Source organism: Arthrobacter sp. BI5 (assembly GCF_056680065.1).
Genome location: NZ_CM155264.1, coordinates 3,370,844 through 3,391,881, shown reverse-complemented (window position 1 = coordinate 3,391,881; position 21,038 = coordinate 3,370,844). Strand labels below are relative to the sequence as shown.

Below are 21,038 nucleotides of genomic sequence, written 5' to 3'. Positions count from 1 at the left end.
GGCCCAGCCCGGTTACTCCACGGTGACCATGACGGACTGCCAGCCGGAGGCACCGTCGGGCACGGGATCGGCGCGCTTGTCCGTCTGGACCTCGCCGGTACCGTCGGTGGCGCGGGCCTTGATGTAGTGCGGTCCCGGGGTGGCATCCCATTCGAGGGACCACTGCCGCCAGGTCACCACGGAGGCCTCCGTGGACAGCACGGCCTCGGTCCAGGGGCCGTTGTCGATCTGCACCTCGACCTTGGTGATGCCGCGGGTCTGAGCCCAGGCGGTGCCGCCGATCACGATCTTTCCGGCGGCGACCTTGGCGAAGGACTTGGGGACCTCCACCCGGGCCATGGTCTTGATCGGGCCGCGCTCGGACCAGCCGCGCTGCGTCCAGTAGGCCTTGTTGTCCGCGAACCTCGTAACTTCCAGGTCCACCACCCACTTGGTGGCCGAAACGAAGCCGTACAGCCCGGGAACCACCATCCGGACCGGGTAACCGTGCTCCAGCGGAAGGGCCTCGCCGTTCATACCGATGGCCAGCATCGCGTCGCGATCGTCCTGCAACACCTCCAGCGGCGTGGAGGCGCTGAAGCCGTCAACGGAGGTGGAGAGCACCATGTCCGCGCCGTCCTTGGGCCGGGCCATCTTCAGTACGTCGCGGATGGGCATGCCCAGCCACTTGGCGTTCCCGGCCAGGTTCCCGCCGACCGGGTTGGACACGCAGGTCAGCGAGACATGCGATTCGATCAGCTGCGCGTCCAGCAAGTCCTGGAAGCTGAGCCGGACCTCCTGTTCGACCAGGCCATGGATCCGCAGCTCCCAGGACTGAGCGTCGATTTCCGGCACGCTGAGCGCGGTGTCGATCCGGTAGAAGTCTTTGTTAGGCGTCAGCCACGGCGTGACGCCCGGGGCTTTGGACTGGACTCCGGCGGGCACAGGTGCTGCAGCCTTGGCCGGGGCAGGCAGTTTCAGGGCTTCGCGGGCCTGGGCCACGTTGCTGCGCGCGGCGCTCAGGAGTCGTCCGCCGGTCGCGGCCGCGGCGGCAGCGACGGCGGTGATCCCGCTGGCGGTGAAGAAGGCGCGGCGGCTGGTGGCGGGACGGTCCGGCTCTTCGGCGCCGAGGTCCGAGGCCACCTCCGGCCACTGGCGCATCCGCCACAGCTTGCTGATCAGGAACCGGAGCACCACCAGGCCGGCCACGGTGCCGATCAGCGAAGGAATGGCATCCAGTGGTTTCACGCTGGCCCGGGTCACCACGCTGGCCACTATCACCGCGCCGAGCAGCAGCACGCCGGCTACGCCCAGGACCCACTTGCGGAACGCGACGATGCCCAGCACGCAGGCCAGCAGCAGGATCGTCAGTCCCATGCCCACGGACAGGGCAGCCTTGTCATTGGTGCCGAACGTGGCGATGGCGAAATCCTTCATCCACGGCGGGGTGAAGTCGATGAAGGTCGAGCCCAGGGCGATCAGCGGCGTCGCTCGGGCCGTAAAGAAGGCGCCGATCAGTTCCGCGACGGCCAGCACGACGCCGGCTGAGACCACCCCGGCCAGCGCGGCCAAGGCGGTGGGGCCGGAGAAGAGGGCGGGCCGCTTCTTGCGTTGCGTGGTGGTGCCGGGCTTCAGGTTGCTGGGCGTCTTCATACAGGATGTTCGGAGCGGTGGGCCCCGCGGATTGTCCGCGGCCGGCACTGGGCATGTCGAGTGGGTGCGGCCGGGATTGGGCATGTCCCGTGGCCGGCCTGGGCACAAGCGGCTCGGGACAAGGCGCGTGGACTGGACATGCCCTCCCTGCGGCGTGAGCAATGGACATATGCGCACTATGTCCTGTGGGTGCGGTCAAGACTGGGCATGTCCCGCGGCCGCCCTGGCCACAGGTGGCCGGGACAAGGCGCGAGGACTGGACATGCCCTCCCTGCGGCGTGAGCACTCGACATATGCGCACTATGTCCAGTGGGTACGGCCGGGACTGGGCATGTCCCGCGGCCGGCCTGGGCATAAGTGGCCGGGACGAGGCGCGTGGACTGGGCATGTCCCGTGGCGGTCACAGCTTAGGAGCCTGCACGGTCCACAAAGTACCCTTGGGAACTGTGAAGGTACTTGTCATCGGCCCCGGCGGCCGCGAACACGCCATTGTCCGATCCTTGCTCGCCGACCCCAATGTTTCCGAGGTCCATGCGGCCCCGGGCAACGCCGGTATCAGCAAGCTGGTCCCCACACACGCCATCGACGCGAACGATCCCGACGCCGTGGCCGCGCTGGCGACCAAACTCGCCGTCGACCTCGTGGTGGTCGGCCCCGAAGCCCCGCTGGCCGCCGGCGTCTCCGACGCGGTGCGCGACGCCGGGATCCCCGTCTTCGGTCCCAGCAAAGCCGCCGCCCAGCTCGAGGCCTCCAAAGCGTTCGCCAAGGAAGTCATGGCCGAGGCCGGCGTGCCCACCGCAATGGCCCGGGTGGCCTCCAACGCCGAGGAAGCCGCCGACGCACTCGACACCTTCGGTGCCCCCTACGTCGTCAAGGATGACGGACTCGCCGCCGGCAAGGGCGTCGTCGTCACCCGAGACCGGGACGAGGCGCTGGCCCATGCGCAGAGCTGCTTCGACGCCGGCGGCACCGTGGTGATCGAGGAATTCCTCGACGGCCCCGAGGTCTCCGTGTTTGTCCTCTGCGACGGCAGCACCACGGTGGCGCTCTCCCCGGCACAGGATTTCAAGCGCATCTACGACAACGACGAGGGCCCCAACACCGGCGGCATGGGCGCCTACACCCCGCTGGACTGGGCCCCCGAAGGGCTCGTCCAGGAAGTCATCGACCGGATCGCGCAGCCCACCGTCAACCAGATGGCCCACCGGGGCACCCCGTTCGTCGGCGTGCTCTTCGTCGGCCTCGCCCTGACCTCCCGCGGCACCCGGGTCATCGAGTTCAACGTCCGCTTCGGCGATCCGGAAACCCAGGCCGTCCTGGCCCGGCTCAAGACGCCCCTCGGCGGCCTGCTGATGGCAGCCGCGAAGGGCGAACTGGACAAAGTCCAGCCGCTGCGCTGGTCCCGGGAGTCGGCGGTCGCCGTCGTCGTCGCAGCCGAAAACTATCCCGGCACACCCCGGACCGGGGACCGGATCCGCGGTCTCAAGAAGGTCGAGGCGATCGAGGGCGTGCACGTCATCCACGCCGGCACCAAACTCGACGACGAGGGCAAGGTGGTCTCCGCCGGCGGCCGTGTCCTCGCCGTGGTGGCGCTCGGGACGGACCTCGTTGAGGCCCGCGAACGGGCGTACGACGGCGTCGAACTGGTCCAGCTCGACGGCGGCCAGTTCCGCACCGACATCGGCGGCAAGGCCGCCCGCGGCGAAATCAAGGTGACGGCGCCCGGCACAGCCTCTGCTGTCGCTGCCGCCGCCGCGAAAGCGAAGGGCTGAGCATGAACGCCACGGAATCCGCCGGGCCCGCCGGCGGCCTTCAGACCGAGACGCTGGACCTGCCCGGTTGGAAGCATATCTATTCCGGCAAGGTCCGCGACCTGTACGTCCCGGCGGACGCGTCCATTACCGAGCGAGTCGGCCACGAGTGCGTCCTGGTGGTGGCCAGTGACCGGATCAGCGCCTACGACCACGTGCTCGCCAGCGAGATCCCGGACAAGGGCCGCATCCTCACCCAGCTGAGCCTGTGGTGGTTCGAGCAGCTGGGCGTGGAGCACCACGTGCTCGCGTCCACGGTCGACGGCGGCGTACCCGCCGCGGTCGAGGGCCGCGCCATGATCTGCAAAAAGCTGGACATGTTCCCGGTGGAATGCATCGCCCGCGGCTACCTGACCGGGTCCGGGCTGGCCGAATACCGGCAGTCCGGCACCGTCTGCAGCATCCCGCTGCCGGCCGGGCTGGTGGACGGCTCCCGGCTCGCCGAGGCCATCTTCACCCCCTCCGCGAAGGCCGAGGTGGGGGAGCACGACGAGAACATCACCTATGACGCCGTCGTCGCGCTGGTGGGCGAGGACACCGCGGGGCGGCTCCGGGAGCTGACTCTGCAGATCTACACCAAGGCCGAGGAGATCGCCCGCGGCCGCGGCATTATCCTGGCCGACACCAAGGTGGAGTTCGGCATCGACGCCGCGACCGGCGTGATCACGCTCGGCGACGAGGTCCTGACCCCGGACTCCTCGCGTTTCTGGGACGCCGCGACCTACCAGCCGGGCCAGGCGCAGCCGTCGTATGACAAGCAGTATGTCCGCGACTGGCTGACCTCGGCCGCGTCGGGCTGGGACAAGTCCTCCGACACGCCTCCGCCGGCACTGCCGGCCGACGTCGTCGACCGCACCCGCAGCCGCTACGTGGAGGCCTACGAGTTGCTCACCGGCCGGACCTTCGCCTAGTTTTCGGCGGCCGGCCGACGCCGGCTGGCCGGCGTCGTCTTGCCGGGCCGGGGGGAGCTAGCTTCCCGCGGCCGCGGCTTCGGCGCGGCGCTGGGCGAGCCGGATTTCCAGCACAGCGTCCATGGCCTGCTGCACCCGGTCTGAGGCGCCGGCGGCGCTGAACTCCTTCTGGGCTTCATCCAGGTAGACGAGGGCCTCCTCGGATTCGCCGGCGGCCTTGAGCGCCTTGCCGAGCAAAAGCGACACCTCGCCGGCTGTGTGCTTCGCGAGGACGTTGCGTTCCTGGTGGATCTCCCGGAGTTTTTGGACCGCGCCCACGATGTCCCCGGTGAGGTAGAGCCAGCGTGCCCGGATGAAGGCCACCTCCAGCTGGTCGGTCTTGTTGCCGCCGACGATGGAGAGGGCCAGCTCGGCGCGTTCGATCGAGGACAGGGTTTCCGGTTCGACGATCCCCGACGACAGGCGCACGGCGGCGGAGGCTTTGTTGAACCTGGCCCAGAGGTCGATGTCGTTCGCGGGGGAGAGCAGCTTGGCGGCCTTCTCGTGGTACTTGATGCCCTCGGCGTAGTCATGCCGCATAAAGGCCACGTTTCCCACCACCCAGGCGACTTCGCCGGCGAGCTGGGACATGGATTGGTCGTCCATTTGTTCGTTCATGTCCTGGCAGTATTTCCAGGCCTCATCGAGCCGGCCGCTTTCGGCGAGGGCGCCGATGAGTGCCCGCAGCGCCCCGATGATCAGGGTGGAGCCCTTAGGCAGCTGGGCGCAGAGCCGCACCGCTTCCTGGGCGTTCTCAACCGCAGCGGTCAGCTGGCCCTGGCCCTGGGCGGCTGCGGCCAGCATCTGCCGGGCCCGCACGCCCAGGCCGGCCGATTCGGCAGCCATCGGGTGGTCCAGCAACCGCTGGACGATCGCCTTGCATTCGGCCCACATGCCCTGCTTGATTAGGCATTCGGCCTGCATATAGGTCATGTTCCACCAGGCGCTGGTGTTTTTTGCCTCCAGCGCGATCTGGGCGGCTGATGCAGCATGGACTGCCGCGAGCGGGTAGTCCCGCAGATCCCAGGCCTGCCGGGCATACAGTCCTGCCAGCACGTATTCGGCGTCGCTGACGGAGACAGGCTGGCTCCAGGCTTCCAGGGCTTTAGGCGCGAGCTCAAGCCGGCGGGCGAGCTCCTCGATGACCTCCGCGGTCGGTTCCCGGCGCCCGGTTTCGAGCAGCGAGATGTAGCTGGGCGAGAACAGATCCTTCCCCAGTTCCGCCTGCGTGAGCCCTCGCTCCAGCCGTTCCGCGCGGAGTTTTTCTCCGAATCCGTTCCCCACGGATACCACCTCATTCCGGACACTTCATATACTAAATGCTTGACAGTCTCTGTGGAAAACATTTTACAATGTGTGTCAACAAGGGCAGTGCTGACTTGGTAACGACTCCGACTCAAAATGAGGAACTCTATGTTGAAGAAGATTGCAGCCGGCGCGGTTCTCGCAGGCGCCCTGGCTTTCTCCGCAGCGGCTCCGGCCGTTCTGTCCGCAGGTTCCATTGCCGATACCACCAACATCACCGCCGTTGGCAACTGGCCGGACCCCATGCGTACGGCATCGGCCGTCGGCAACTGGCCGGACCCGATGACCTACTCCACCAATGTCGGCAACTGGCCCGACCCGATGTAACCAACCCTCCGACAGCCCCGGGACGCCCGCCAAGGACGTCCCGGGGCTGTTTTTTGCCCTGAACCCCGCGTCGATTGCCGCACCCCGGTTGAAAACACAAAAGAGGGCCTTCCATTGGAAGGCCCTCTTTTGACTGGTCGGGATGACAGGATTTGAACCTGCGACCTCGTCGTCCCGAACGACGCGCGCTACCAAGCTGCGCCACATCCCGATCCGTTACTTCAAAAGCAACTTCACAAGAGTATCCGATTCCTGCCCCGGATGCGAAATCGGGCCCGGGAGCGGTGACATCGGAGGCGCGCTCGGGGTAGTCGGCTCAGACCAGCGAGTCCTTCCACGCGCCGTGCAGCTTGGCGAAGCGCCCGCCGCCGCCGATCAGCTCCGCGGGGGTGCCGTCCTCCACGACGCGGCCGTCATGGACCACCAGCACGCGGTCCGCGGTCTCCACGGTGGAGAGCCGGTGCGCAATGATCAGCGCGGTGCGGCCTGCCTCGCCGGAACTGACGCCCTGCAGCAGGCTGGCCAGCCCGGCCTGGACCATCCGTTCCGAGGGGATGTCCAGCGAGGACGTGGCCTCATCCAGGATCAGGACGGCGGGCCGGGCCAGGAAGGCCCGGGCGAAGCTGATCAGCTGGCGCTGCCCGGCTGAAACCCGGCCGCCGCGTTTGTTGACGTCGGTGTCGTAGCCCTCGGGCAGCGCCGTGATGAACTCGTGGGCGCCCACGGCCTTCGCGGCGTCCTCGATTTCCTGCCGGGAGGCCTCGGGCCGGCCCAGCGCGATGTTGTCCGCCACGGAGCCGCTGAACAGGAATGCCTCCTGGGTGACCATCACGACGTTCCGGCGCAGGTCCGCCGTCGTCAGCTGCCGCAGATCCACGCCGTCGAGCGTGAGTGAGCCGGAGGAGACGTCGTAGAACCGGGCGATCAGCTTGGCCAGCGTCGACTTCCCCGCGCCAGTCTGGCCCACCAGGGCGACCGTCTGGCCGGCGGGGATGTGCAGGTCCATCGCGGGGATAATGACCGGGCCGTCGCCGTAGCGGAACTCGACGTTCTCGAAATCAATTCTGCCCTTCGCCGCGGGCAGGGCTACCGGGTTCTGCGGCGGCCGGACGGTGGGCACTTCCTCCAACAGCCCGGAGACCTTCTCCAGCGCGGCCTGCGCGCTCTGGAACGAGTTGTAGAACATCGCCATCTGGTCCACCGGCTGGAAGAAGCGCTTGGCGGAGAGGATCAGCGCCAGCAGCACGCCCACGGCGAGCTCGCCGGTGAGGACCCGGAAGCCGCCGGTGAGCAGCACGACGGCGACGCAGACGTTCCCGATCAGCACCAGGCCGGGCTGGAAGACGCCGTTGAGGTTGATGGAGCGGACAGTCACCTTCCGGTAGTCCTCGGAGAGCTCCGCGTAGCGTTCAGCGTTCTGGCGTTCCTTGCGGAAGGCCTTGACGGCGCGGATGCCGGTCATGGTCTCGACGAAGTGCACGATCAGCCGGGCCGAGACGACGCGGGATTCCCGGAACGCGATCTGCGAGTGCTTCTGGTACCAGCGGGCCAGGAAGTACATCGGCACGCCGGCGGCGAGCACCAGCAGCCCACTGCGCCAGTCCAGGGCGAACACGGCGATGGCGGTGAAGACCATAAACAGCATCCCGGAGGCGAGCGAGCTGACCCCGGAGTCAAGGAGTTCGCGCAGGGCCTCAAGGTCCGAGGTCTGCCGGGCGATAATGCGGCCCGAGGTGTACTTCTCGTGGAATTCCAGGCTCAGCCGCTGGGTCTGCCGGAAAACCCGTACGCGCAGGTCCAGCAGCATCGCTTGGCTCAGCCGCGCCGTCGAGGTGACGTACAGTGCTGTCAGCCCGGCCGTCGCCACGGCCGCGGCGAGGTAGGCGGCGCCGGCCCAAACCAGCGGGACGTTGTCCCCGGCGCGCAGGGCGGGCAAGGCATGGTCGATCCCGAAGGCGATCAGCGCCGGCCCGGCCACGCGGGCGGCCTGGGACAGCACGACGGCGGCGATGGTCAGCCAGAAGCGCCGGCGGACCGGGCGGATCAGCGAGCCGAGCAGGGCCAGCGAGCGGCGGCGGACGGCCCTGCTGTCGGACTTGGACAGGTGCGCGTTGTCCTCGTTGGCGGTGCCGAAGGTGGCGGTGCTCATCGGGACACCTCCTCGGCCTCGAGCGCGGACAATTCGGAGTCGAGGTCCCGCGGTTCCGGGTCCAGGCTGGCGATGACGTAGCGGTAGTGGCTGTTCTCCGCGAGCAGTTCGGTGTGGGTTCCGACGGCGGCGATCCGGCCGTCCTCCAGCAGGGCCACCCGGTCGGCCAGGGCGACGGTGGAGGGCCGGTGGGCGACGATGAGGGTGGTGGTGTCCGCCAGCACCTCGCGCAGCCGGGCCTCGACGAGCTCCTCGGTGTTGACGTCCAGCGCGGAGAGCGGGTCGTCCAGGACCAGCACCTTCGGCTGGGCCGCGACGGCCCTCGCCAGGGCGATGCGCTGCCTTTGTCCGCCGGACAGGCTCAGGCCCTCCTCACCGATCAGCGTGTCAAGGCCCTCCGGCAGCGAGTACGCGAAGTGGGCCTGGGCGGTGTCCAGCGCCTCGGCCAGGATCTGCTCGCGGCGCTCCGCGGACTCGTGGCCCGGGACCCCAAGCAGCACATTGTCACGGACGGAACTGGAAAACAGTGTGGTGTCCTCGAACGCGACGGCGACGACGCTGCGCAGTTCCTCCACGCTGAAGTCCCGCAGGTCCACGCCGTCGATCGTGACCGAGCCCGCCGTCACCTCGAACAGGCGCGGCACCAGCTGCAGCAGGGCGCTCTTGCCGCTGCCGGTGATGCCCACCAGGGCCATGGTCTCGCCGGGCCGTATGTCCAGGCAGATGTCCTTGAGGATCGGCTTGTCCGGCGCGTCTTCGAAGGCGAAGGTGGCGTTGTGGAAGCCCAGGGCGCCTTTGAGGTCTGTGGGGCGGCGCGGCTGCGGCGGGCTGGTGATGGTGTTGACCGAGTCCATCACCTCGAAGTGCCGGTCCACCGCGGTCTTGGCGGTGAGCGCCATGGCGAGCAGCATGCCGCAGAACTCCACCGGGGCGGCGATCACGGCGGCGGTGGCGAAAAACGCCACGAGCGCGCCGATGCTCAGCTGCCCGTCAGCCGCCAGCATGATGCCGACTACCAGCCCGGCGCCCAGGGCCAGCTCAGGCAGCAGGGTGACGACGAGGCTGAAGGCTGCCAGGTGCTTGGCCTTCGCGATCTCGGTCTGGCGGAGTTCTTCGGCCTGTTCGTTGAAGTTCTCCAGCGCCTCGCGGCTGCGCCCGAAGGCCTTGAGCACGCGGATGCCGTGGACGGACTCCTCGACCGTGGTGGCGAGGTCACCCGCCTGGTCCTGGCTGCGGCGGGCCACCTTGCTGAAGCGGGTCCGGAAGCGGAAGCCGTAGATCATGATCGGCACGGCGGCGGCCAGGAAGATCAGGGCGAGCTGCCAGCTCATCGAGAACATCACGACGACGCCGATCACCACGGTCAGCGTGGTGACCACGAGCATGATCGCACCGAACGCCATCCAGCGCCGGAGGAAGTTCAGGTCCGTCATGGCGCGCGAGAGCAGCTGCCCGGAGCCCCAGCGGTCATGGAAGGAGACGGTCAGGTCCTGCAGGTGGTCGTACAGCGAGACCCGCATCCGGGTTTCCACTGTGGTGGCCGGGTTGATGACGAACTGGCGGCGCAGCGCCACGAGCCCGGCCTCGGCGATACCGAGCAGCAGGATCACCGCGGAGGCTATCCAGACGGCCTCGCTGCTGCCGCCGGGCCGCAGCCAGTCGTTGACGAGCACGCGCAAGACTTGCGGGATGGCCAGGGCGACCAGGCTGGCAAGCAAAGCGCAGATCAGACCCAAGACCAGCCGCGGCATGATCGGTCTGACGTGCGGATAGAGACGGCTGATGGATGAGAAAAACGGAGTCTGCTTGGCCATGCCTGCTTCTTAGGGGCAACTGCGAAGTGAATTACGCAACTGGATGTAGTTTCCTGTAGCAACTACCCTAGGCCATCCCGTGACCCGGTTCACAGGATATCGTGCCGTTCGCACATCTGGCCCAGTAATTATGTTCCGCAATGCTGCCTGTCCGCCCGCGCGGCTCCCGCGGGCAGGTCCCGCTGAACGCGCTTGGGACATGCCCATCCTTGGACGCCAAGAGTGGGCATGGTCCCGTTATGTCCATCGCCGGTCGCGGAGACTGGGCATGTCCCCTGGAAAGCCCGCTCCGGGAGGGGACATGTCCATCCGGAGCACGTGTCCGGAACAGGCGCGCCCGGAGCCAGGCGCTTAGGGATGCCCGGCGAAGGCGCCCGGCGCCGGCGAAGGCGCGCAGGGATGCCCGGCGGGCTCAGGGGCGGGCGGTCAGCGTGAGGAGGACGGCTTCGGGCTTGCAGGCGATCCGGACCGGGGCGAAGCGCGAGGTGCCGATGCCGCCCGAGACGTTCACCGGCGTCGTACGTCCCTGGCTTTCCCAGTCGTGCAGGCCCTTGGCCCGCCAGGTGGGCAGGTCGCAGTTGGCAACAAGCGCCCCGTAGCCCGGAACGCAGACCTGGCCGCCGTGGGTGTGGCCCGCCAGCAGCAGGTCCGCGCCGTCCTCGGTGAAGTGGTCCAGCACGCGCTGGTAGGGTGCGTGGGCGACGGCGACGCGCAGGTGCGGTTTGGCGTCCTGGCCCTTGGTGCCCCGGGGCCAGCCGGCGTACCGTTCCAGGCGCAGGTGCGGATCGTCCACGCCGGAAAAATCCACCCGCAGGCCGTTGATCACCAGCGACTGGCAGCGGTTGGTCAGGTCAACCCAGCCGCCCATGCCGAAGCCGGAGCGAAGCCGCGGCCAGTCCAGCGCTATGGGATCGGGCCGGGACTTGGACGGTCCCAGCAGGTAGGAGGCGGGGTTCTTCAGCTGCGGCGCGAAGTAGTCGTTGGACCCGGGCACGAAGACGCCGGGGAAGTCCATCAGGGGCCGCAGGGCCTCCAGCACGGGGTCGACGGCTTTGACGTGGCTGAGGTTGTCGCCGGTGTTCACCACCAGGTCCGGTTTCAGCCCGGCGAGGGATTGCAGCCACGCGGCCTTGCGGTGCTGGCCGGGCACAAAGTGGATGTCGCTCAGGTGCAGCACACGCATGGGTCCGAACCCCGGCGGCAGGATGGGAAGGCTCTCCTCCCGGAGCACAAACTGGTTCTTCTCCCACAGCCCGTAGCCGGTCGCGGCGGCCCCCGCGGCGGCTCCAAGGGCGGTGGTGACGGCAAAGCCGCGCCCGATGCTTCGGGCGCGGCTTGCCAGGGCAGATCCGCCGGCCATGGCTACTTGTTCTTTCCGGGCTTCGTTGGGCCCGAGGTTGCCGGCGGTTCGGACGGCGCGGGGTTCTGCGTCGCCGGAGCCGGGTTGTTGTTGGTGTTGCCGTTATTGTTCGTGTTGCCGGACTCCGTGTTGGGCTGCTGGTACGACGGTGTGTCGCCATAGAGCAGGTTCGACGGCGGCTCCGGGAACGGCTCGGTTCCGTGCGACGGGGCGATCTGGGCCATGAACTTGGAGAACATCGGGCCGGCGATCATGTAGCCGTCGATGCCCTGGTAGAACTGGCCGTTCACCGTGATGTTCTGCCCGGCGCGCCCCTGGCTGCCGAGCGGGTCGCCGAACCAGGCGGCCGTCGCGAGCCCGGTGGTGTGGCCGACCACCCAGGTGGAGCCGTTGTTGTTCGAGGTGCCGGTCTTGGCAGCGATCGGGAAGTTGGTGACGGTGGAAATGCGCGGCTGGATCAGCGAACCCGACCCGCGGTTCAGGACCTCCTGCAGCGCATAGTTCACGCCCTTGGCAACCTCCGGCTTGATGGCGTCCCGGCAGTTCGGTGCCTGGGCGGGCAGCTTGGCGCCGGACGCATCCGTCACCGAGGTGATCGCCATCGGCGCGCAGTACCGGCCGTCGTTCGCGAAGGTGGCAAACGCGCTGGCCATGGTCAGCGGGGCCGTCTGGGTGGAACCCAGCAGGTTGGGGAGCCGTGACATGTCGACCGGATTGTTGTCCAGGCCGTTGTGGATGCCGACCGCGTCCACAATCCGCTGGATCCCGCAGAAGTCGAGTTGCGCGGCGGCGGCGAACGTGATCGTGTTGATCGAGTTGTAGAGGCCCTTCAGGACCGTCATGGGCCGGTAGTAGCCCTCTTCGGCGTTCTGCAGGTCGTCCGCGGCGTTCCCGCCGGCGTCCTTCTCGGCTGTGCTGTAGGCGCCCACGGTGGTGCCGCACGAGTTCCGCCAAGGGAAACCGGTCCGGTACTCGCGCACCGAGCCATCCACAATGGTGTTCATCGACTTGCCCTCGTCCAGCCATTCGGCGAAGGTGAAGGGCTTCATGGTGGATCCGGGTTGTGCGCCGCCGAGGCCGCCGAGGTCCTGGCCCTTTTCATCGTTTTTATCGACGTTGAAGTTGATCTGGGTGTCGAACTTCCCCTTGGCCGGCAGCCACCTGGTGTTCTGCGCCATGTTGGTGATCTTGCCGGTGCCCGGTTCAACGGAGACCAGCGCGGCGCCCCACTTGTCCGGGTTCGCGCCGGCGGCGGCATCCACCTGCGCCTGGGCTGCCTTCTGGGCCGCCGGTTCCAGCGTGGTCTTGATGGTCAGGCCGCCGCGGAAGACTTTCCGCTCGCGTTCCTTGGCGTCTGCGCCGTAGGCCGGGTTGTTGAGCAGCAGGTGCAGCACGTAGTCGCAGAAGTATGGGGCGGTGGGGGAGTAGGCGCAGCCCTGGCGCGGCTGGGTCACCTTGGTCTTGACCGGGGTGGCGACGGCGGCGTCGTATTGCGCCTGCTTGATCTTCCCTTGGGTGAGCATGGCCTTGAGCACAAGGTCGCGGCGGACCTTGGCGTTGTCCGGGTTGGAGATCGGGTCGTAGAAGGACGGGCTGTTCACCACGCCGGCCAGGAGCGCCGCCTGCGGCAACGTCAGGTTCTTGGCGGACGTGCTGAAGAACAGCCGGGACGCGGCTTCGATGCCGTAGGCATCGCGGTTGAAGAACACGATGTTCAGGTAGCCCTCAAGGATTTGCTCCTTGGTGAACTTCTTCTCCAGGGCGATCGCCAGCTTCATCTCGCGAAGCTTGTCCCCGACGCCTTTGTTAACGCCGTTGAGCAGGACCTGGTCGCCCTTGCCCTCGGACTCCAGGGAAGAGTTGATGACGTTGTTCACGTACTGCTGGGTGATGGTCGAAGCACCCTGCTTGTTGCCGCGTGCGGTGGCGACCAATGCACGCAGAATACCGGTGGTGTCCACGCCGCCGTGTTCGTAGAAGCGGCTGTCCTCAATGGCGATTACCGCGTCCTTGATGAACGGCGACATCTGGTCCAGCGAGACGCGGGTGCGGTTCTCTTTGTAGATCGTGGCGATGACGCTGCCGTCCGAGGCCAGGATCTTGGTCGACTGGCTGGGCGGCTCAACCTTCAGTTCGGCCGGCAGGGCCTCGAAAAATTTGATCGAACCGCTCGCGGTGTTGCCGGAGACGGCTGCCGCGGGGACCAGGAGTCCCGCCACCAGGACGCCACAAATAGCGCTCACGCCCAGGAAAAGGACCAGCTTTCCGAGGGTGGTGGCCGTGTCGAATAAAGGGTTCTTACCAGTCGCCATGTTTTCCACTTTACCGGCAAGGACTAGGCTTTACTTCATGACCAAATGGGAGTACGCCACGATTCCGCTCATTATCCACGCCACCAAGCAGATCCTGGATCAGTGGGGCGACGACGGCTGGGAGCTGGTGCAGGTTGTTCCGGGCCCCGATGGAAACGGCCTGGTTGCCTACCTGAAGCGGGAGAAGAACTAGCCATGAGCACCCCCGAAACGGCGGCCTCGGCCAAGGGTTCGAGCCCCGCCGGCGCGGCGGAAAGCGCCGGCCGCACCGGCGCGTCGTCCGCCGTCGAACAGCGCCTCGCCGAGCTTGGCCTGGAGCTCCCGGAGGTCGCCGCCCCGGTGGCCGCCTACGTCCCGGCCGTGATCTCCGGCAACCACGTTTACACTTCCGGCCAGCTGCCGTTCATTAACGGCAAGCTCGAGGCCACCGGCAAGGTCTCCTCCGGGACCGAGGTCACCTCGGACGAGCCGACCGTGTCGCCGGAAGCAGCCACGCGCTACGCCGAGGTCTGCGTTGTCAACGCCCTGGCCGCCGTCAAGAGCGTGATCGGTGATCTGGACCGCATCACCCGGATCGTCAAGGTGGTCGGTTTCGTTTCCTCCGATCCCTCCTTCACCGGCCAGCCCGGTGTCATCAACGGCGCCTCCGAGCTCCTGGGCAAGGTCCTTGGCGACGCCGGCCAGCACGCACGTTCCGCCGTCGGCGTTTCAGTTCTGCCGCTCGACTCTCCGGTCGAGGTCGAACTGATCGCTGAATTCGCCTAGAGGGCCGGTCGTTTCCCTTGCCGCACTTAGCTCGACGCCTGTTTGTCCTCCCCCCGGACCTGGAGGGGGCTGCCCGCAGCTGGATTGAACACGGCGAGCGGACCCCCCGTGCCCCCCGTTTCGCCTCCTCCGTGGTCCTGCTGCGGGATTCGCCCACCGGCCTGGAGGCCTGGCTGGGCTACCGGCCCGGGTCCTCGCCGCTGGGCGTGCTCGCTTTTCCGGGCGGCTCGCTTGAGGCGTCCGACGACGACGCGGTGGGCTGGCTAGGGCCGCCGCCGCAGTGGTGGGCCGAGCAGATGGGGACGCCCGACGTCGGGCTGGCGCGACGCCACGTGGTGGGCGCCATCCGCGAGCTGTTCGAGGAGACCGGGGTCCTGCTGGCCGGCCCGGATCTGTCCACCACGGTGGAGGGAACCTCCACGCCCGAGTGGATGCGCGCCCGGGAGGCCGTTGCGGAGCAGGAAAAGTCGTTCACCGATGTACTCGCCAAGCGCGGGCTCTCGGTGCGGACAGACCTGCTCAAGCCGCTGGTGAACTGGCTGAGCCCCGACTTCGCCCACCGCCGCTTCAACACCCGGTACTTCGCCGCGACGGTCCCGATGAACCAGCAGCCCTCGCTGCTGGCCAGCAAGGGGGTGTGGGGCCGGTGGGTGTGTGTCCGCAAGGTCGTTGCCGGGCGTGACACCACAGCCCTGGGCGACGAGGTGGGCCAGCCGAACACGGTGGGTCTGACGCTCGGTCAGCTCCTGGTGCCGGGCTCGGAGATCATGCTGGAGAAGATGGCCGCCGCGAACGGCTGCATCGCGTACCTCAGCTACAAACGCAAGGCCCACGCCTACCAGCCGACCCTGGTGGAGGAAGACGGCAGGCTCATGCTGGAGGTCGAGGCGGCCAAGACCGTCGCCGGGGAACCGCAGCGCGAGCGCTGACCGGCCCGGCCGACATGTGGGCCCGGGGCATGTCCGCCGGAGCCTCGGCTCGACCACCGGACATGCCCCCCGCGCGGCTTGAGCGTTGGACATAGTGGGTTTATGTCCACGCCCGACGTCCAAGGATGAGCATGTCCCTCGGTGCTTCGGTGCGAAGGATGAGCATGTCCCTCGGTGCTTCGGTCCGAAGGATGAGCATGTCCCTCCGGAGGGGGCCCGGAGAACACCTGGCACCTGCACCCAACCAAGCCCGGCTTAAACACCGAGGGCCGGCCCGTTTCGACGGGCCGGCCTTCGCCATGCCGTAAAGCTGCGAGGAACCCTTAGCGGGAGCGCTGCCGGAGGCGCTGCATGTCGAGGATGACGACGGCGCGGGCTTCCAGGCGCAGCCAGCCGCGCTGGACGAACTCGGCGAGGGCCTTGTTGACGGTCTCGCGGGAAGCGCCGACCAGCTGGGCCAGTTCTTCCTGGGTGAGCTCGTGGGCCACGAGGACGCCGTCCGTGGCGGGGCGGCCGAAGCGGTCGGCCAGATCCAGCAGCGCCTTGGCCACGCGGCCGGGGACATCCGAGAAGACGAGGTCGGAGAGCGAGTCGTTGGTGCGGCGCAGGCGGCGGGCGAGGGCCTGCAGCAGCTGGGCCGAGACCTCCGGGCGGGTGCGCAGCAGGGCGTTGAGGCTCTCGTTCTTCAGCCCGGCCAGTCGGGTTTCGGAGACGGCGGTGGCCGTGGCGGTGCGGGGACTCGGGTCGAACAGCGCCATTTCGCCGAAGAGTTCGCCCGGGCCGAGGATGGCGAGCAGGGATTCGCGGCCGTCGGGGGAGGTGCGGCCGAGCTTCACCTTGCCGGAGACGATGAAGTAGAGCTGGTCACCCTGGTCGCCTTCCCGGAAAACCGAGGCTCCGCGTGAGAGGTCCACCTCGGTGAGCTCGTCCGTCAGCAGACGGAACGCCTCGTCGTCGAGCGTGGCGAAAAGGGGTGCGCGGCGCAATACCTCGATATCCATGAAATCTCCTGACTTACTGTGTCGGCTGGGGCGCTTCCGCCATTGTTTCAGAATTTTGCGGCTTCTGTGACGTAGTTGGCACCGAAACGCGCGAAACGGCGGGCGCGTGACGGGCGGCCCCTGCCGCGGGCGCCCGCCAAACTGTCAGCCTGCGCCGGTAGAATGGGGGTCTTACCAGTCATTAAGGAGCCCCGGTGTTCGGCTTGACCATCTTGGACCTGGCGTTGATCCTGACGCTCTTGTCCTACCTGATCTACGGGCTGCGCAACGGCTTCCTGGTGACACTTGGCGGCATCGCGGGATTTGCGGCAGGCGCCGTGGCCGCCTTCGTATCCGTGCCGATCGTCAGCGACCTCGTCGGCGACCCGGGCTGGCGGCTCACCGCGATCATCGCCGCCGCTGTCCTGCTGATGATGGTGGGGCACGGGCTGGGCACCATGATCGGTCGGCGCCTCCGCAGCGTGGTCAGGATCAGCCCGCTCCGGCTGGCCGACCGCGTCGTAGGCGGCGGCGTCAACCTCGCCGTGTCGGCGCTCGTGATGTCCATGCTGGCGTTCAGCATCAGCGCCCTCGGTGTCCCATTTGTTTCCCAGCAACTGGCCGATTCCAAGGTGATCGGGTTCATCGACGGCGTCACTCCGACGCCGCTGAAGACGTCCATGGCCCAATTGCGCTCCGCCGTCATCGGTGACGGGATTCCTACCCTGTTCGAAGGCGGCGTCGGAGGCCGGCCCGTGCCGGTCCCGGACGCCAGCACGGACACCCCGGCGCTGAACAAGGCCGCCGCGTCCGTCCTGAAGATCGCCGGAACCGCCTACCAGTGCGGCCAGAACCAGACCGGAACCGGCTTTGTGGTCTCACCCGGCCGGGTGGTGACGAACGCCCACGTGGTGGCCGGCGTCCCGGAGCCCGTGGTGGAGGTCCCGGGCGGCGGGGCGCTCCCCGGCCGGGTCGTCTACTTCGACAGCCAGCATGACCTCGCGGTGCTGGCCGTGGACGGACTGCGCTCCGCGCCGCTGCCGCTGAGCCGGAACCTGCCCTCCGGCAGTCCGGCGGCATTTGCCGGCTACCCGCATGGCGGCCCGTTCCAGTCCAAGCCGGCCACGGTGCGGGACATCACCACCGTCCTGGTCCCGGACATCTACGGCAACAACGCCGCCGCCGAGGACGTCTACCGGCTCGCCGGCGACGTGCAGCCGGGGAACTCCGGCGGCCCGCTGCTGACCATGGACGGCAAGGTGGCCGGCGTCGTCTTCGCGAAGTCCACCTCCGAACCCTCGCTCGGCTTCGCCATCACCATGAACGACCTTGACCCCGTGGCCGCGCGGGCGCCCGGGCTGGGCGGCGCTGTCTCGCCCGGCCAGTGCATCAAGAAATAAGCGGTAAGTAAGGGGCCGCGTCAGGTACTGGCCGCTTCGATCCACTCCAGGCTCTGGCCGTGCGGGCCGGCAATGGCCACCGGCAGGCCGTCCTCCAGCAGCAGGAAACGCCCGCGGAGGCGTGAGTCGTCCATTTCCGGGACCACGCTGGACCCGTCCTGTTGCAGGATGACGGTGTGGCCCTCGTTAGAGATCCAGTGGCAGCCCCGGTCCGCGGCCAGCAGGGCGATGGTGTCGCGGAAACGTTCGCGGCCGGCGGCATCGAGATAGGCCATGACCGCACTGTGGAAGACCACCAGAGCGGCGTCCGGCGGGGCCTGCGCCGCCAGCGGCACCAGTCGTTCATTGAGGTCCCCGGCGACCAGCAGCGGCGGATCGGCCCGCGCGACGGCGATCGCCTGGCGCAGCCGCTCGCGGCGGAAGTCCTGCTCCGGCCAGATCAGCGCCTCCAGCCAGGCGACGTCGTCGGGGTTGCGGATGTCCAACGGGTTCAGGTCGATGCCGGCCCGCCACACCACCGCGGGCAGCGCGGCGGGCAGCGGCACCGGCCCGGTCGTGGCGCAGCGCAGCACGGGGTAGCTTCCGGGCGGCGCGGCGGCGGGCGCCAGCCGGGTCACGGCCCCGGCCCCGCCGTCGAATTCGTAGCCGTAGCGGTCAGGGAACAGCGCCAGTCCCGCCGAGGCGCCGACCTCGATGAGGGCCAGCGGACGTCGCTCCGCGGCGGCGATCCGGGCCAGGGAGGGCAGCAGTGCGGCGCAGCGGCCGGTCTCGTTGGTCTGCGTGGACCGGGACAGGACGATCCGCGAGACGTCGTCCCAGCGGCTGTCCAGGAAGCGCCGGAATTCGGGGTAGGGGCTGATCCGGGCGCCAAGGAAGCGGGCGGCAGCGAGCATCAGCAGCGGCTGGCGCTTGGTGTGCGGCCAGCCGTCGATGCGCCGGATCAGTTCCGGATCATCCGCGATGCCCAGCGACCATTCGGCGTAGCAGGCGGAGTTGCCCGGCGCATCAATGGTGCCGAAGTGCCGGTACCAGTCCGCGGTCCCCGAGGGCTCCGGCACGGGGGACATACTTAGACCCGGCCTGCGTCCAGCTCGGCGAGGTATTCGACGGCGAAGCGGTACCCGAGGATGCCCGCGCCGGCGATCACGGCCTTGCTGATGTCCGACAGGTAGGAGTGGTGCCGGAATGTCTCCCGGGCGTGCACGTTGGTGATGTGGACCTCGACGGCGGGCAGTTGCACGGCCGTGATCGCGTCGCGGATGGCCACCGAGGTGTGCGTGTAGGCGCCGGCGTTCAGCACGATGCCCACTGCCTTCCCGCGGGCGGCATGGATGGCGTCCACCAGCGCGCCCTCATGGTTGGACTGGAAGCACTCGACGTCGAAGCCGTGCGCGGCACCGGCGTCCTTGGCGAGCTGCTCGACGTCGGCCAGGGTGGCGGTGCCGTACTTTTCGGGCTCACGGGTGCCCAGCAGGTTCAGGTTGGGTCCGTTCAGGACCAGGATGGTGCCGCGGCGCGCGTCGGCGGGGGTGGCTTCGCTCATGCCTGCCAATGTATCGCGTTGTCCCGGACAGCATGCCGATGTTTCCTGCGGCGTTCATCAATCATCGGTCGGCCGGCGCCGGCCAGGCGCCCGTGAACCGGCTGCGAGCTGCCCTATCCGGCGCAGCGCCAGGGCGCAGACCGGCAGGTAGGCAGGTGCCCACCACGGGACGGTGAAGGTGACCAGGCAGCTGCCCGACTCCGAGACCACCCGGTGGCCGGTGGCGGGGATTCCGGCGACGGACCAGGACCAGTACCGGCCGGCTTCGAACGCCGTCACCGTGTACGGCAGCGACAGTCCGAGGACGGTGCGGACCCTGCCGCGGCTGCCGGGCGCGAGTCCCGCGGGGGCGGCGCCCGCCGGTTCCGGTTCGACGCCGCTGATGGACGGCCCCCACGCCGGCCACTGCGCGGTGTCCGTGAGCAGCCGCCACACCACTTCCGCGGGTGCGGCGACCCGGCGGGTGACGGAGAACGTCACGCCGGCCGGCCGAGGACCGCCAGCGCGGCGCGGTGGCCGCTGACCAGGGCGCCCTGAATGGAGGCCGTTTCCCGGTGGTCGCCGCAGACAGTGATCCTGTCCGGCCCCTCCACGGGCTGCCGGGGCTTCAGCGGCGGCGGCTGGGCGGGCAGCGCCTGTGGGACTTCGTGCCTCGCCACCAGCTCCCAGCCGGCCGTGGAAGAACCGAAAAGTTCCCCGGCGTGACGAAGGACCTCAGCATCGGTGGGTACCGGCCTGCCCGGGCCGAACAGCGCGGACGTCTGGATCAGGTGCCGGCCGGCAGGCGCGTAGCTCGGTGCCGCGTTGGAAATGACGGCAGCGTTGACCAGTGGTCCGCCGGGGCGGGCGCGGCCGTCAAGATAGAGCATGTTGGCGTCGCTGGGGGCCGAGTCGGCGGCGAACCAGTGTGTGAGCACCCCCTTCATGGCCGGCGCATCGGTCCCGGCGAGCCGGGCGGCGTCGACCGGATCGGCGGCGAGCACCACGTGGCGGGCCCGGATCACCGCATCCGCTGCGGTGACCAGGGCCGTATCTCCGTCCAGGGTGATTGACTCCACCCGGGTCGAGGTGCGGACCGGCGCGGTGAGGGCGTCCGCCAGCTGCTGCGGGAGCGCCTGCATGCCCTCGCACGGCAGCCCGGGAACACCGGTGGCAAAGACGCGCGCCAGTTGCAGGGCGAAGTCGTTGGAGGTGGTGCCCTCGTCCTCCAGCAGCACCCCGGCGAAGAACCGGTCCACCACAGTGCGGATTCCGCCCGAACAGCCGGCCCGGTCCAGGCCGTCGCGCAAGGCAACATCCGGGCGGCCGGGCCGCCGGCCGCTCCGCCGGAGGGGCCCGGGAACGGCCGGCGCGGCCCAGCGCAGCAGCCCCGCGACGGAGCGCGGCCCCAGGAGACCGCTGCGCAGCGTCTGCAGGATCAGGCCCGGCTCGCGCAGGGGGTGGGCCAGCACCGCCAGGGAGTCCTGCCGCCGGACCCGGACGCCGGCACCGAAGGCCTGCAGCCCCAGCGCGTCGACGTCGACCCAGCGGCGGACCGCCGGGTACGCGGGGTTCAGCACCTGGAAGCCGCGGTCCACCAGGAAGCCGTCGACCCGGTCGGTGCGGATTCTGCCCCCGACGGCGTCGGAGGCTTCCCACACCTGCACCTCGCGCCCGGCGGCCTGCAGCTCCCGGGCGCACTGCAGGCCAGCGAGGCCCGCACCCACCACCAGGACGTCACATGATTCCGTCACCGCAGCCTGCGTCCCGTGCAGCCCCGTC

General features: G+C 68.7%; 18 protein-coding genes and 1 tRNA gene. 7 read left to right on the top strand and 12 right to left on the bottom strand.

Going from position 1 to position 21,038, the window contains the following annotated elements; translation table 11 throughout:
* Positions 1-12: 12 nt before the first annotated feature.
* The gene (locus tag AC1MED_RS15635) at positions 13-1,632 is read right to left on the bottom strand and encodes a molybdopterin-dependent oxidoreductase (protein ID WP_479784185.1); all 1,620 of its coding nucleotides are present in this window, start codon (positions 1,630-1,632) and stop codon (positions 13-15) included.
* A gap of 446 nt (positions 1,633-2,078) precedes the next feature.
* Between AC1MED_RS15635 and purD the strand changes: the two genes are divergently transcribed.
* On the top strand, positions 2,079-3,404 hold the full coding sequence (gene purD, locus AC1MED_RS15630; protein ID WP_479784183.1) for a phosphoribosylamine--glycine ligase: 1,326 nt from the start codon (positions 2,079-2,081) through the stop codon (positions 3,402-3,404).
* Between the two features lie 2 nt (positions 3,405-3,406).
* Positions 3,407-4,354, top strand: coding sequence for a phosphoribosylaminoimidazolesuccinocarboxamide synthase (locus AC1MED_RS15625; protein ID WP_479784181.1), 948 nt, complete (start codon positions 3,407-3,409; stop codon positions 4,352-4,354).
* Between the two features lie 57 nt (positions 4,355-4,411).
* On the opposite strand, the gene AC1MED_RS15620 is transcribed toward AC1MED_RS15625, so the two are convergent.
* Complete coding sequence (locus AC1MED_RS15620) at positions 4,412-5,677, bottom strand: helix-turn-helix domain-containing protein (protein WP_346957848.1); 1,266 nt, start codon at positions 5,675-5,677, stop codon at positions 4,412-4,414.
* 129 nt (positions 5,678-5,806) lie between these two features.
* Here AC1MED_RS15620 and AC1MED_RS15615 point away from each other — a divergent pair, with 129 nt between their 5' ends.
* Complete coding sequence (locus AC1MED_RS15615) at positions 5,807-6,025, top strand: hypothetical protein (RefSeq protein WP_346957847.1); 219 nt, start codon at positions 5,807-5,809, stop codon at positions 6,023-6,025.
* A 134-nt stretch (positions 6,026-6,159) separates the two neighbouring features.
* Here the strand turns inward: AC1MED_RS15615 and AC1MED_RS15610 are convergent.
* The 5 genes from AC1MED_RS15610 to AC1MED_RS15590 form a co-directional block, all read right to left on the bottom strand.
* A tRNA-Pro gene (locus tag AC1MED_RS15610) sits at positions 6,160-6,236 on the bottom strand.
* Between the two features lie 105 nt (positions 6,237-6,341).
* Positions 6,342-8,174: an ABC transporter ATP-binding protein gene (locus AC1MED_RS15605; protein WP_479784179.1), complete on the bottom strand. Its 1,833-nt coding sequence runs from the start codon at positions 8,172-8,174 to the stop codon at positions 6,342-6,344.
* Positions 8,171-9,988 (bottom strand): ABC transporter ATP-binding protein, encoded by a 1,818-nt coding sequence (locus AC1MED_RS15600; protein ID WP_479784177.1) that lies wholly within the window; start codon positions 9,986-9,988, stop codon positions 8,171-8,173. Before AC1MED_RS15600 ends, AC1MED_RS15605 begins: the two co-directional genes overlap by 4 nt.
* A gap of 412 nt (positions 9,989-10,400) precedes the next feature.
* Positions 10,401-11,348: a metallophosphoesterase gene (locus tag AC1MED_RS15595; protein WP_479784175.1), complete on the bottom strand. Its 948-nt coding sequence runs from the start codon at positions 11,346-11,348 to the stop codon at positions 10,401-10,403.
* 2 nt (positions 11,349-11,350) lie between these two features.
* On the bottom strand, positions 11,351-13,660 hold the full coding sequence (locus tag AC1MED_RS15590) for a transglycosylase domain-containing protein (RefSeq protein ID WP_479784173.1): 2,310 nt from the start codon (positions 13,658-13,660) through the stop codon (positions 11,351-11,353).
* A 37-nt stretch (positions 13,661-13,697) separates the two neighbouring features.
* Here AC1MED_RS15590 and sp36 point away from each other — a divergent pair, with 37 nt between their 5' ends.
* From sp36 to AC1MED_RS15575, 3 genes are read left to right on the top strand one after another with little or no spacing between them, the layout of a single operon-like run.
* The gene (gene sp36, locus AC1MED_RS15585) at positions 13,698-13,853 is read left to right on the top strand and encodes a Sp36 family protein (RefSeq protein ID WP_175321496.1); all 156 of its coding nucleotides are present in this window, start codon (positions 13,698-13,700) and stop codon (positions 13,851-13,853) included.
* A gap of 2 nt (positions 13,854-13,855) precedes the next feature.
* On the top strand, positions 13,856-14,425 hold the full coding sequence (locus tag AC1MED_RS15580) for a RidA family protein (protein ID WP_479784172.1): 570 nt from the start codon (positions 13,856-13,858) through the stop codon (positions 14,423-14,425).
* Positions 14,426-14,442: 17 nt separating this feature from the next.
* Positions 14,443-15,354 carry an NUDIX hydrolase gene (locus tag AC1MED_RS15575; protein ID WP_346957841.1) on the top strand — a complete coding sequence of 304 codons (912 nt, stop codon included), beginning with the start codon at positions 14,443-14,445 and terminating at the stop codon, positions 15,352-15,354.
* A gap of 323 nt (positions 15,355-15,677) precedes the next feature.
* Here the strand turns inward: AC1MED_RS15575 and AC1MED_RS15570 are convergent, their stop codons facing one another.
* Positions 15,678-16,355 carry a Crp/Fnr family transcriptional regulator gene (locus AC1MED_RS15570; RefSeq protein ID WP_011693220.1) on the bottom strand — a complete coding sequence of 226 codons (678 nt, stop codon included), beginning with the start codon at positions 16,353-16,355 and terminating at the stop codon, positions 15,678-15,680.
* 194 nt (positions 16,356-16,549) lie between these two features.
* Between AC1MED_RS15570 and AC1MED_RS15565 the strand changes: the two genes are divergently transcribed.
* The gene (locus AC1MED_RS15565; RefSeq protein ID WP_479784169.1) at positions 16,550-17,734 is read left to right on the top strand and encodes a MarP family serine protease; all 1,185 of its coding nucleotides are present in this window, start codon (positions 16,550-16,552) and stop codon (positions 17,732-17,734) included.
* Between the two features lie 20 nt (positions 17,735-17,754).
* On the opposite strand, the gene AC1MED_RS15560 is transcribed toward AC1MED_RS15565, so the two are convergent.
* The 4 genes from AC1MED_RS15560 to AC1MED_RS15545 are packed head-to-tail and all read right to left on the bottom strand — an operon-like array spanning position 17,755 to position 21,010.
* Positions 17,755-18,801: a DUF2332 domain-containing protein gene (locus AC1MED_RS15560; protein ID WP_479784168.1), complete on the bottom strand. Its 1,047-nt coding sequence runs from the start codon at positions 18,799-18,801 to the stop codon at positions 17,755-17,757.
* 2 nt (positions 18,802-18,803) lie between these two features.
* Positions 18,804-19,277, bottom strand: coding sequence for a type II 3-dehydroquinate dehydratase (aroQ, locus tag AC1MED_RS15555; RefSeq protein ID WP_346957838.1), 474 nt, complete (start codon positions 19,275-19,277; stop codon positions 18,804-18,806).
* 57 nt (positions 19,278-19,334) lie between these two features.
* On the bottom strand, positions 19,335-19,757 hold the full coding sequence (locus AC1MED_RS15550; protein ID WP_479784166.1) for an SRPBCC family protein: 423 nt from the start codon (positions 19,755-19,757) through the stop codon (positions 19,335-19,337).
* The gene (locus tag AC1MED_RS15545; protein ID WP_479784164.1) at positions 19,754-21,010 is read right to left on the bottom strand and encodes an NAD(P)/FAD-dependent oxidoreductase; all 1,257 of its coding nucleotides are present in this window, start codon (positions 21,008-21,010) and stop codon (positions 19,754-19,756) included. The genes AC1MED_RS15550 and AC1MED_RS15545 overlap by 4 nt, the downstream gene beginning before the upstream one ends.
* Between the last annotated feature and the right edge of the window lie 28 nt (positions 21,011-21,038).